The organism is Serratia ficaria, assembly GCF_900187015.1.
GTDB lineage: Bacteria > Pseudomonadota > Gammaproteobacteria > Enterobacterales > Enterobacteriaceae > Serratia > Serratia ficaria.
The window spans coordinates 486647-498593 of record NZ_LT906479.1 but is presented as its reverse complement, the minus strand read 5'-3'; the positions used below and the strand labels follow the sequence as shown (position 1 = coordinate 498593).

Annotated in this window: 8 protein-coding genes and 3 tRNA genes; 4 read left to right on the top strand and 7 right to left on the bottom strand. The window is 61.9% G+C overall.

The annotated features are described in order from the left end of the window. Positions 1-17: 17 nt before the first annotated feature. Genes amiB through nnr form a run of 3 tightly spaced genes read right to left on the bottom strand, consistent with a single transcriptional unit; the run spans position 18 to position 3799 of the window. Complete coding sequence (amiB, locus tag CKW09_RS02265) at positions 18-1796, bottom strand: N-acetylmuramoyl-L-alanine amidase AmiB (protein WP_095095411.1); 1779 nt, start codon at positions 1794-1796, stop codon at positions 18-20. Positions 1797-1803: 7 nt separating this feature from the next. Next, on the bottom strand, positions 1804-2274 hold the full coding sequence (gene tsaE / locus CKW09_RS02260) for a tRNA (adenosine(37)-N6)-threonylcarbamoyltransferase complex ATPase subunit type 1 TsaE (RefSeq protein WP_061800499.1): 471 nt from the start codon (positions 2272-2274) through the stop codon (positions 1804-1806). Between the two features lie 10 nt (positions 2275-2284). Further along, entirely contained in the window at positions 2285-3799 is a 1515-nt protein-coding gene (nnr, locus tag CKW09_RS02255; protein WP_061800500.1) for a bifunctional ADP-dependent NAD(P)H-hydrate dehydratase/NAD(P)H-hydrate epimerase, read from the bottom strand. Between nnr and queG the strand changes: the two genes are divergently transcribed. Then, on the top strand, positions 3798-4937 hold the full coding sequence (gene queG / locus CKW09_RS02250) for a tRNA epoxyqueuosine(34) reductase QueG (RefSeq protein ID WP_061800502.1): 1140 nt from the start codon (positions 3798-3800) through the stop codon (positions 4935-4937). The genes nnr and queG overlap by 2 nt on opposite strands. A gap of 311 nt (positions 4938-5248) precedes the next feature. On the opposite strand, the gene CKW09_RS02245 is transcribed toward queG, so the two are convergent. The 4 genes from CKW09_RS02245 to orn all read right to left on the bottom strand — a co-directional run bounded on the left by CKW09_RS02245 (position 5249) and on the right by orn (position 6335). After that, positions 5249-5324: transfer RNA gene (locus CKW09_RS02245), tRNA-Gly, on the bottom strand. Positions 5325-5380: 56 nt separating this feature from the next. After that, positions 5381-5456, bottom strand: a tRNA-Gly gene (locus CKW09_RS02240). A gap of 64 nt (positions 5457-5520) precedes the next feature. Then, positions 5521-5596, bottom strand: a tRNA-Gly gene (locus CKW09_RS02235). A gap of 193 nt (positions 5597-5789) precedes the next feature. After that, positions 5790-6335 (bottom strand): oligoribonuclease, encoded by a 546-nt coding sequence (orn, locus tag CKW09_RS02230; RefSeq protein WP_061800503.1) that lies wholly within the window; start codon positions 6333-6335, stop codon positions 5790-5792. Positions 6336-6508: 173 nt separating this feature from the next. Here orn and rsgA point away from each other — a divergent pair, with 173 nt between their 5' ends. From rsgA to mscM, 3 genes are all read left to right on the top strand, one after another. Continuing rightward, the gene (rsgA, locus tag CKW09_RS02225) at positions 6509-7558 is read left to right on the top strand and encodes a small ribosomal subunit biogenesis GTPase RsgA (protein ID WP_061800504.1); all 1050 of its coding nucleotides are present in this window, start codon (positions 6509-6511) and stop codon (positions 7556-7558) included. Between the two features lie 75 nt (positions 7559-7633). After that, positions 7634-8530 (top strand): archaetidylserine decarboxylase, encoded by an 897-nt coding sequence (gene asd, locus CKW09_RS02220; RefSeq protein ID WP_061800505.1) that lies wholly within the window; start codon positions 7634-7636, stop codon positions 8528-8530. A gap of 13 nt (positions 8531-8543) precedes the next feature. After that, complete coding sequence (gene mscM, locus CKW09_RS02215) at positions 8544-11891, top strand: miniconductance mechanosensitive channel MscM (RefSeq protein WP_061800506.1); 3348 nt, start codon at positions 8544-8546, stop codon at positions 11889-11891. Positions 11892-11947: the final 56 nt, after the last annotated feature.

Sequence of the window (11947 nt, the reverse complement as noted above, 5' to 3'; positions counted from 1 at the left end):
CTCCTGTGATGATGGCGCTAGGCCTGCGGAATGGTCAGCGTCCGATCCAGCGGCGCGACGTCCGACTTCAATTTATTGACCCGCTTCAGATCGCTGACGCTGACGCCATAACGTGAAGCTATAGACGACAGCGTATCACCGCGAGTCACTTTATGTTTAGACGGTTTCTGCGCCGGCGCTTTCGCCTTGGCGACGGCGGCGGTTTTCCCCGCCGGCACCTTGAGACGTTGGCCGACCCATACGCCGTCTTTTTTCAGTTTGTTCAGGTCACGCAGCGCGGCCATGGAAGTGCCGTAGCTGTCGGCGATGCCGGACAGCGTTTCCGCCCGCTTCACCACGTGGATCCGGGTCTTGCCGCTAACGCTGCGGCCTGCGCCGGCCGAACTGACGATCGGCGCGGGGGTACTGACGTCTGGTGTTGAGGAGTTAACCGCCGCTGCGACGTCCAGCGGTCGGTTTTCCACCTTTGGGTCGGCTTGTAGCGGATGCGCCAGGAAATAATTGCGCAGGCCGCTATGGATGGCCCTGGCAATCTTCTCCTGATACGCGCTACTGCCCAGCAGCCGCTCCTCCGTGCTATTACTGATAAATCCTGTTTCCACCAGCAGCGATGGAATATCCGGCGAACGCAATACGCCCAGACTGGCGTGCTCCGGCCGGCGTTTATGCAATGAACCGACGCTCTGCATCTGTTGCAGCACTTTCACCGCCACGTCGTAGCCCACGCGCTGCGAATGGCCGAACTGCAGATCCAGCACCGCCTGGCTCAGATAAGGGTCAGCCTGGCTGTTGGCCAGCAGGTCGCCTGCGCCGCCGAGCAGTTCGGACTGTTTCTCGTGCTGTTCGAGCCAGCCGGCCATTTCGCTGTTGGCGCGCCGGTTGGACAGCACCCAGACCGAGGCCCCATTCGCGCTGCGGTTCGGCGCGGCGTCGGCGTGGATCGAAACCAGCACGTTGGCGCCCTGCTTGCGCGCCACGTCTGAACGGCCCATCACCGAGATGAAGTAGTCGCCGTTGCGCGTCAGCACCGGCTTGAACAGCGGATCGTCATTCAGCATCGCCTGCAGGCGGCGCGCAATGGCGATAGTGACATTCTTCTCTTTCAGCCCGTTCGGGCCAATGGCGCCCGGATCCTGCCCGCCGTGGCCGGCGTCGATCGCCACCACCACCCGGTCGCCCGAGCCGGCGGATACGCGGCTGCTGCGCGGCGTCACCTCAGAGGCGGTGCCGGAAACCACGGTCGGTTTGTTGGTGAACGGATTGGCGCCGCTTGGCGCTTTGCGCACCGGCGGCTCGCTGACCACCGCCGGCGCCGGCGCCTGACGCGGCGGCTGGCTGACCGCAACCGGCGCAGGGGCCGGTGCCTTGCGCACCAGGTTGGTTTTTGCGCCGCCCTCGGCGGCGATGGTGAACACCACGGTATACGCGCCGCCGTTCTGGCGCGTCGCTACGCGGGTCTTGGCTCGCTGGGTCAAATCAAACACCAGACGCACGCTTTGCGCGTCTTTCGGCGCGCTGGAGCGGATGCTCTTCACCAGGTTCTGCCCGCTGAAGTTCAGCGGCAGGCCGCCGACCTTGCCCGGCTGATTGACGTCCAGCACCACGCGTTCCGGCCCGTGCAGCGGGAAGAAAGCATAATCCGGCGGGCCGTTGAAGCTCACCGAGACCGTCGCTTCGCGCTGGGCATTCGACACCTTGATGTCGGACAGCGATGAGGCCAATGCACTGGCCGCGCCCAAGGGCTCCAGTACGGCGATAAGGGCGATTAAGACTAGTTTTCTCAACGCATACGTCATTGCGGCGTCATCCCTGTGGCCCGTGAATACGGTCTAAAAGCTGGCTGCCATAAGCGGAAACCGCCTGAATCTTCGCTTCTCTGCCCTGATCCTGATAGCTGAGATGCAGCTCCAGATCCGGATCCGGCAGCACGCCGGTGCCCTGTTGCGGCCATTCGACCAGGCAAATGGCATCCTGCGCAAAATAATCGCGAATGCCCATAAATTCGAGTTCTTCCGGATCGGCCAAGCGATACAGATCGAAGTGATAAACCGCCAGCGGCGCCAGCGCATACGGCTCCACCAGCGTATAGGTCGGGCTTTTCACATTGCCCCGGTGACCCAATGCCTGCAGAAAACCACGGCTGAAGGTGGTTTTACCGGCGCCCAGGTCACCGTAAAGATAGATTACGCTGGCGCGATCGCACGCCTTGGCCAAGGCGGCGCCCAATGCGACAGTCGCTGCCTCATCCGGCAGAGGTAAAACGAGTTCTTTCATTCGATTAAGTCTATTTTGCCCACTCAGGGTTAACGAAATGAAGGATGTCCGGCAATAAATCCGTCGCCAACATGCCTCTGGTTCCTTGTCTTTCCGCCAGGCGATCGGCGGCTGCGCCATGTACCACACAGCCCGCACAGGCGGCATCATACAGCGAGAGCTTTTGCGCCAGCAAACCGCCGATCACGCCCGACAGCACATCGCCCATGCCGCCGGAGGCCATGCCGGCGTTGCCGACGTCGGCGATCGCCATTTGGCCCTGCTCATCGGCAATCAGCGTGCCGGCGCCTTTCAGCACCGCCACGCCGCCATAACGAGACACCAGGTTGCGCACCGCAAGTAAGCGATCACTCTCAATGTCGGCGGTGCGGCAGCCCAACAGCCGCGCCGCTTCCCCAGGATGCGGGGTCATGACGCGATTCTGACGCTTCTCGGGATTTAATGCCAGCAAGTTCAGCGCATCCGCATCCCATAACGCCGGTTTATCACTGGCTTGCAGCACTTTCAGCGCATTCTTACCCCATTCGCCCTGGCCCAGCCCCGGCCCCACCACCAGCACATCCGCCCAGTCCAGCGCCTGATCCAGCGTTTCGCCGTCCAGCGCCTGCGCCATCAGCTCCGGCCGGGCGGCCAGCAGCGGTGCGATATGCTCAATGTGAGTAAGCACTCGCACCAAACCGGCACCGCTGCGCAGTGCGGCCTCCGCCGCCATACGAATAGCCCCGCCGAAGCCGCGATCGCCGCCGACCAGCAACAGGCGCCCGTGGTCGCCTTTATGAGAGCAAGGACGGCGCGGCTGCAGCCACTGCGGCAGCGTTTCTGCGGTAAACCGCTGAATCGGCACCCGTTGCTTTGCCAGCCAGTCAGCTAATCCTAGCGTACTCTGGTGAAGTTGCCCGACCCAGTCGCGCGCCTGGCCGGTCAGCAGCCCCGGCTTGAGGCCGATAAAAGTGACGGTGTGCGCGGCGCGGATCACCGCCCCGGGCGCCGCGCCGCTTGCCGCCAACAGCCCAGAGGGGATATCCAGCGCCACCGTCGGCGCGCGGTGGCGGTTGGCGGCTTCAATCAGCGCATCGTACGGCGCGCGCGGCGCGGCGCCCAGGCCGGTACCGAGCAGGCCGTCGATAATCAGATCGATCGTTTCCGGCCAGCGACCGTTGACCGGTTCAACGGCGCCGCCGCAGGCCAGCCAGTCCCGCCGGGCCGCGGCGGCCTCAGGCGGCAGCGGCCTTGCGCCTTCGCAGGCGATCAGCGTGACCGCAACGCCCGCTTCTGCGGCCAGGCGCGCCACCACGTAGCCGTCGCCGCCGTTGTTGCCATGGCCGCACAGCACCAGCCAGTGGCTGCTGGCCGGATATTCGTCGCGCGCCAGGTCGTAAGCCGCTTTGCCGGCGCGTTGCATCAGGTCGTAGAGTGAAATGCCCAGCGACGCCGCCGCCGCGGGCTCCGCCTGACGGATCCAGTCCGCAGGCCAGACAGAGTGTGGTAAACTGTCGGAGTATGCTCTCTTACTGTGGCCCGTCATGACGCACCCCCTCGATCTCAATCAACTCGCCCAACATATCAAGCAATGGGGGCAATCGCTAGGATTCCAGCAGGTGGGCATCTGCGACACCGATCTGAGCGCCGAAGAGCCCAGGCTGCAGGCGTGGCTGGACAAACAGTACCATGGCGAAATGGCATGGATGGCGCGCCACGGCATGCTGCGCGCCCGGCCCCACGAGCTGTTGCCGGGGACGCTGCGGGTGATCAGCGTGCGCATGAACTATCTGCCGGCCAAGGCGGCGTTTGCCAGCACGCTGCAAAACCCTGAGCTGGGCTATGTCAGCCGCTATGCGCTGGGCCGCGACTACCACAAGCTGTTGCGCCAGCGGCTTAAAAAGCTGGGCGACCAGATCCAGGTCTACTGCGGCGAGCTGAACTTCCGCCCGTTTGTCGACTCGGCGCCGGTGATGGAGCGCGCGCTGGCGTCCAAAGCCGGCATCGGCTGGGTTGGTAAACACTCACTCATATTGAACCGCGAGGCCGGCTCCTGGTTTTTCCTCGGCGAGCTGTTGATCGACCTGCCGCTGCCGGTGGATAAACCGCAGGAAGAACAGTGCGGCCGCTGCGTCGCCTGCATCACCACCTGCCCAACCGGCGCTATCGTCGCGCCCTATACCGTAGACGCGCGCCGCTGCATCTCCTACCTGACCATTGAGCTGGAAGGGGCGATCCCGGAAGAGTTCCGCCCGCTGCTCGGCAACCGCATCTACGGCTGCGACGACTGCCAGCTGATCTGCCCGTGGAACCGTTTCTCGCAGCTGACCGATGAGGACGATTTCAGCCCGCGCGCCGCGCTGCATGCGCCGCAGCTGATCGATTTGTTTGGCTGGACGGAAGAAAAGTTTCTGCGCATCACCGAAGGCTCGGCCATTCGGCGCATCGGCCATCTGCGCTGGCTGCGCAATATCGCCGTGGCGTTGGGCAATGCGCCCTATCAGGATGAGATAGTGATCGCGCTGCGCGCGCGCCTCAAACAGGACGCCATGCTGGACGAACACATCGACTGGGCGCTGGCGCAGCAGTTGGCCCGCCGCGAAGCGCAGGGCGTCGAGGTGCAAACGGCACAGAAAAAGCGGCTGATACGGGCTGTGGAAAAAGGTTTGCCGAGGGATGCCTAAAGCCAATGCCAGACCTATCATGCCAAGCGGCAAAGTCTGTCTGTGGACTTGTGCATAAAAATAAAAACACGTTGTCTTTCAACTGCAACAAAAAGAGCAAGTGATCGGCATAACGTTTTCACATAAATAAATATGCATACAAATCAATGCAATAAATATTTCATTTGCGTGGCGTTGATTTTTTAAACTGGCGACGTTATGTACGCAAGCTGTGGATAACTCTGTTTACAACATTTTTAGGGGGTGTGTAAAACGGGACAAAGAACCGCGCCGGAGAAGGCGTTGAACTGAGTTTGAAACGAAGAGAAAATTGGAGCGGGAAACGAGACTCGAACTCGCGACCCCGACCTTGGCAAGGTCGTGCTCTACCAACTGAGCTATTCCCGCATTGAGATGCTTTGGGCATCCGGCCATCAAACAACAGCATGGCCTTTGAATTTTTTTGGAGCGGGAAACGAGACTCGAACTCGCGACCCCGACCTTGGCAAGGTCGTGCTCTACCAACTGAGCTATTCCCGCGTCGCATGGGTACTGCCTGACACTTTTTTTATTCATCACGCCGCATCAGCAGCATTGTTGAATTTGGAGCGGGAAACGAGACTCGAACTCGCGACCCCGACCTTGGCAAGGTCGTGCTCTACCAACTGAGCTATTCCCGCCCGGCGTATCGATGTCGGAACTTAACGAAATTCTTCATCGGTACGGGGTGCGCATTATACGAGAAATCCTTTTTGCCGCAAGCCCCTGAAAGCAAAAAAACGCGATTTTTGTTTGATTGCCGATTAAAGCGCCAAACTGGCGAATTAAGCGGCGGAATCGGGCGTTTTTCAGCGCGCACGGGCCCCGTAGCCACTACAGCTGAATGAAATGCTCGCGGTAATAGGCCAGTTCGGCCACCGATTCGCGGATGTCATCCATCGCCTGGTGGGTGCCCTGCTTCTTGAAGCCGCCGAGAATTTCCGGCTTCCAACGCCGCGCCAGCTCTTTCAGCGTGCTGACGTCCAGATAGCGGTAATGGAAGTAGGCTTCCAGCTCCGGCATGTAACGGAACAGAAAACGGCGATCCTGGCCCACGCTGTTGCCGCAGATCGGCGATTTGCCGGCCGGCACCCACTGCTGCAGGAAGGCGATGGTTTCCAACTCGGCGGCGCGGTCGTCGAGGCGGCTGGCTTTCACGCGCGCCACCAGTCCGCTGCCGGTGTGGGTGCGCACGTTCCAGTCATCCATCAGGCCCAGCTGTTCATCGGACTGATGGACGGCAATCACCGGCCCCTCGGCCAGAATGTTCAGGTTGGCGTCGGTGACCAGCGTGGCGATCTCGATGATGCGGTCGCGTTGCGGATCCAGGCCGGTCATCTCCAGATCGATCCAAATCAGGTTGTTTTCGTTTCCTGTCATGATATTTCCTGCATAAAAGCCGAAAGATAAACAATGCGCGGGCAAGGCGGCGAGCGACGCCGGTGGCGCCGCGCCGTACATGGCGGCTAACAACGGTTATTTAATATAAAATAGCGTGTATCATAGTCTTTTTGGTCGCCATGGGCGATAAAAGCCGATTCAAGTGAGGCGCAGTGAGCAAGAACAAACTGTCCAAAGGTCAACAACGCCGCGTGCAGGCGAACCATCAGCGCCGCCTGAAGCGCACTGATAACAAACCCGAGCTGGATGATTCCCAATTGGGCGAGCCGCAGGACGGCATCGTGATCAGCCGCTTCGGGATGCACGCCGACGTTGAAGCGGCGGATGGCTCCCAGCACCGCTGCAACATTCGTCGCACCTTGCGATCGCTGGTGACCGGCGATCGCGTGGTGTGGCGCCCCGGCGTCGGCAGCCATGAAGGGGTTAAGGGCATCGTCGAAGCGGTGCACGAGCGCAGCTCGGTGCTGACCCGTCCCGACTTCTATGACGGCGTAAAACCGATCGCCGCCAATATCAATCAGATCGTCATCGTTTCGGCGATCCTGCCCGAGCTTTCGCTGAACATCGTCGATCGCTATCTGGTGGCTTGCGAAACGCTGGAAGTCGAACCGCTGATCGTATTGAACAAAATTGATCTGCTGGACGCCGAAGCGCGCAAGCGGGTCGACGGCATGATGGATACCTACCGCAAAATCGGTTATCGGGTGCTGGAAGTCTCCAGCCAGACGCGTGAAGGCATGGAGGCGTTTGAACAGGCGCTGGTCGGGCGCATCAGCATCTTCGCCGGCCAGTCCGGGGTCGGCAAGTCCAGCCTGCTGAACGCCCTGCTGCCGCCGTCCAAAGAGCAAATTCTGGTAAATCAGGTTTCCGACGTGTCGGGGCTGGGGCAACATACCACCACCGCCGCGCGGCTGTACCATTTCCAGCACGGCGGCGACGTGATCGATTCGCCGGGCGTGCGTGAGTTTGGCCTGTGGCACCTGGAGCCGGAACAAATCACCCAGGGCTTTGTCGAATTCCGTGACTATTTAGGCGGTTGCAAGTTCCGCGACTGCCGCCACGACACCGATCCAGGCTGCGCCATCCGCGCGGCGATGGAAAAAGGCGATATCGCGAAAGAGCGTTTCGACAACTACCACCGCATACTGGAAAGCATGGCGCAGGTGAAGGTTCGCAAGAACCTGACGGACGCCGCAGACTGATCATGACGGGCGGCGTTGACTGTGGCGGAGCCAGGGTTACAATGCGCGCCCTTTACCCTTATTCAAGAGGTTAACGTGCTGGATAGCATCAAGATTAAATTGCAGTATTGGCTACCGAAGCTGGCTCTGACTCGCCTGGCGGGCTGGGGCGCGGATAAACAGGCCGGCTGGCTGACCCAGTTGGTGGTGAAGGCCTTCGCCCGCTATTACCGCGTGAATATGCAGGAAGCGCAAAATCCGGACCTGACCTCCTACGCCACCTTCAACGACTTCTTCGTGCGTCCGCTGCGCGACGGCGCGCGGCCCATCATCGAAGACGCCCGCTGGCTGGCGCTGCCCGCCGACGGCGCCATCAGCCAGCTCGGCCCGATCCGCGACGATCAGATCTTCCAGGCCAAAGGCCATCACTACAGCCTGGAAGCGCTGCTGGCCGGCAACCATATGCTGGCGGAGCCGTTCCGCCACGGCCTGTTCGCCACCACCTACCTGGCGCCGCGCGACTACCACCGCGTGCACATGCCCTGCGCCGGCGTGCTGCGCGAAATGATCTACGTACCGGGCGATCTGTTCTCGGTCAACCCGCTCACCGCCGCCAACGTGCCGAACCTGTTCGCGCGCAACGAGCGCGTCATCTGCCTGTTTGATACCGCCATCGGCCCCATGGTGCAGATCCTGGTCGGCGCCACCATCGTCGGCAGCATTGAAACCGTCTGGGCCGGCACCGTCACGCCGCCGCGCGAAGGCATCATCAAACGCTGGACCTACCCCGCCGAAGGGGAAGAAGGCGCCGTCGCGCTGGAGAAAGGCGCCGAAATGGGCCGCTTCAAGCTCGGCTCGACGGTGATCAACCTGTTCACCGCAGACAGCGTGCAGTTCGCTCCGCAGCTGAATAACGGCACCGTCACCCGCATGGGCGAAGCCTTCGCCGAAATCGCGGCCGCGCCTGCCACCGCTGAATCACCGCAGATCTGAAGGAATTGACGCTGTGCGCCTGATTATCACGCTACTGCTCGGTTGTTTGCTGTTTCAACCGGCGCTGGCCGCCACGGTACCCACCGAGAATCAGCTCAAACAAGAGTTGAAGCAGGCGGAGGGCAACAAGAACGCGCCTAATCAGGCGGAAACCACCGAGGCGCTGCAAAGCGCTCTCAACTGGCTGGCGGAACGCAAGGAGTCGATGACGCGTTCCGAGCAGTATCAGCGGGTGATCGATGATTTCCCCAAGATGACGCAGGAGCTGCGCCGTCAGCTGACGCTGGAAGAAAACAAGATCCTGCCGAACGGCGAAAACCTGCCGGCCAGCGATCTGGAACAGCAAATCCTGCAGGCCAGCAGCCTGCTGCTGGAACAGGCGCGCCTGTTGCAACAGGAACAGGACCGCACGCGGGAGATCAGCGATTCGCTGGGCCAGCTGCCGCAGCAGCAGACCGACGCCCGCCGTTCGCTGACCGAAGTGCAGCGCCGTCTGCAGGCACAGCCCGCCAACCCGACCACCCCGCACGCCCAGGCGGCGCTGGCGCTGCTGCAGGCCGAAGCCGCGGCGCGCAAGGCCAAAGTGGACGAGCTGGAGCTGGCGCAGCTGTCGGCCAACAACCGCCAGGAGCTGGCGCGGATGCGCGCCGACGTTTACAAAACGCGCCATGAGAAGATCGACATCCAGCTGCAGGCGCTGCGCAACAATCTCAATGCCCAGCGCCAACGCGAAGCCGAACTGGCGTTGGAAAAAACCGAACAGTTAGCCGAGCAGAATGGCGATCTGCCGAAAAGCATCAGCCAGCAGCTGCAGATCAACCGCCAGCTTTCCGCCGCGCTGAACAGCCAGGCCCAACGCATGGACCTGATCTCATCCCAGCAACGTCAGGCCGCGGCGCAAACGCTGCAGGTGCGGCAGGCGTTGAGCACCATCATCGAACAGGCCCAGTGGCTCGGTTCCTCGTCGGCGCTGGGGGAAACCCTGCGCGCCCAGGTCGCCACCCTGCCGGAAATGCCCAAGCCTCAGCAGCTGGACGGCGATATGGCCCAGCTGCGCGTGCAGCGGCTGCAGTTCGAGAGCCAGCTGGAGAAGCTGTCGCAGCGCGAATTCAAGCGCGACGACGGCAGCGAGCTGAGCAGTGCGGAACGCCGCATCGTCGAGGCCCAGCTGCGCACCCAGCGCGAGCTGCTGAATTCGCTGCTGTCCGGCTGCGACACCCAAATCCTCGAGCTGACCAAGCTGAAGGTGGCCAACACCCAGCTGATTGAAGCGCTGAACGAAATCAGGGACGCCACCCACCGCTATCTGTTCTGGGTGCCGGACGTCAATCCGGTCTCCCTGTCCTACCCGATTAACGTCGCGCACGATCTGACGCGCCTGCTGTCGCTGGATACGCTGGCGCAGCTCGGCGGCGCCTTTATGATGATGGTGACCAGCCGCGAAACCCTGGTCCCGATCTTCGGCGCTCTGCTGCTGGTGATTTTCAGCATCAGCTCGCGCAAGCACTATCACGCCTTCCTGGCGCGCGCCAGCAGCCGGGTGGGCAAGGTGACGCAGGATGAGTTCTTCCTGACGGTGCGCACGGTATTCTGGTCGATTCTGGTGGCGCTGCCGCTGCCGGTGCTGTGGGCGGCGCTCGGTTTTGGCCTGCAGAGCGCCTGGAACTACCCGGTGGCGGAGGCGATCGGCAAAGGGGTTACCGCCACGCTGCCGATCCTGTGGGTGTGCATGATCTGCGCCGCCTTCGCTCATCCGCAGGGGCTGTTTATCGTTCACTTCCGCTGGCCGGTGAAGCAGGTTTCGCGCGCCATGCGCTACTACAAGATGTCGATCTGGCTGATCGTGCCGCTGATCATGGCGCTGATCACCTTCGACAGTCTGAAAGAGCGCGAGTTTGCCAATACCCTGGGCCGGCTGTGCTTTATCCTGCTGTGTCTGGCGCTGGCCATCGTCACCAACAGCCTGAAACGCGCCGGCATTCCGCTGTATCTGGACAAAAACGGCTCCGGCGAGAACATGGTCAACACCGCGCTGTGGGGGCTGCTGCTGTCGGCGCCGCTGCTGGCCGCGCTGGCCTCCTGCGTCGGCTACCTCACCACCTCGCAGGCGCTGCTGGCCCGACTGGAAACCTCGGTGGCGATCTGGTTCTTCCTGCTGGTGGTTTACCATATCATTCGCCGCTGGATGCTGATCCAGCGGCGACGCATCGCCTTCGACCGCGCCAAACAGCGTCGCGCCGACATTCTGGCCCAGCGCGCCCGCGGCGAAGAAGAAACGCCGCACACGCCGAACAGCACCGAAGGCGCGATGGATACGGATTATTCAGAGATCGATCTGGACACCATCAGCGCGCAGTCGCTGCGGCTGGTGCGCTCGATCCTGACGATGATCGCGCTGGTGTCGGTGATCGTGCTGTGGTCGGAGATCCATTCCGCCTTCGCCTTCCTGGAAAACATCTCGCTGTGGGATGTCACCTCGACGGTCAACGGCGTGGAAACGGCGCATCCGATCACCCTCGGCGCGATATTGATCGCCATCCTGGTGCTGATCGTCACCATGCAGCTGGTGCGCAACCTGCCGGCGCTGTTGGAGCTGGCGGTGCTGCAGCACCTGGATTTGACGCCGGGCACCGGCTACGCCATCACCACCATCACCAAATATTTGCTGTTGCTGTTCGGCGCCATCCTCAGTTTTTCCTGGATCGGCATCGAATGGTCGAAGCTGCAGTGGGTGGTGACCGCGCTCAGCGTGGGGTTGGGCTTCGGCATGCAGGAGATCTTCTCCAACTTCATCTCCGGCCTGATCATCCTGTTCGAGAAACCGATCCGCATCGGCGATACGGTGACGATCAGGAATCTGACCGGCACCGTCACCAAGATCAACACCCGCGCCACCACCATCTCGGACTGGGACCGCAAAGAGATCATCGTGCCGAACAAAGCCTTTATCACCGAGCAATTCGTCAACTGGTCGCTGTCGGACAACCTGACTCGCGTGGTGCTCACGGTGCCGGCCCCGGCCGATGCCAACAGCGAAGAGATCACCAAGATCCTGACCAACGCCGCCGAGCGCTGCTCGCTGGTGCTGGACAACCCGGCGCCGGAGGTATACCTGGTCGATCTGCAGCAGGGCATTCAGATCTTCGAGATGCGTATCTACGCGGCCGAAATGGGCCACCGCATGCCGCTGCGCCACGAGATCCACCAGCTGATCCTGGCGGGCTACCGCGAACACGGCATCACCCTGCCGTACCCGCCGTTCCAGGTGCGCAGCGAAACGCTGTCGCGGCTGACCAGCAATGGCCGCACGCCGGCTTCCACCCCGCCGCCCAACACCAAACGCGAATCCGGCGGCCTGTAAGCGCATAATGCAAAAAGGGTTCGGCGTGCAATGCAACACCGAACCCTTTTATCACC

Coding starts and splice junctions, on each gene's coding strand:
- tsaE (WP_061800499.1), bottom strand. CDS start 2,274: ATGAAAGAACTCGTTTTACCTCTGCCGGATGAGGCAGCGACTGTCGCA.
- queG (WP_061800502.1), top strand. CDS start 3,798: ATGACGCACCCCCTCGATCTCAATCAACTCGCCCAACATATCAAGCAA.
- orn (WP_061800503.1), bottom strand. CDS start 6,335: ATGACAGGAAACGAAAACAACCTGATTTGGATCGATCTGGAGATGACC.
- nnr (WP_061800500.1), bottom strand. CDS start 3,799: ATGACGGGCCACAGTAAGAGAGCATACTCCGACAGTTTACCACACTCT.
- amiB (WP_095095411.1), bottom strand. CDS start 1,796: ATGACGTATGCGTTGAGAAAACTAGTCTTAATCGCCCTTATCGCCGTA.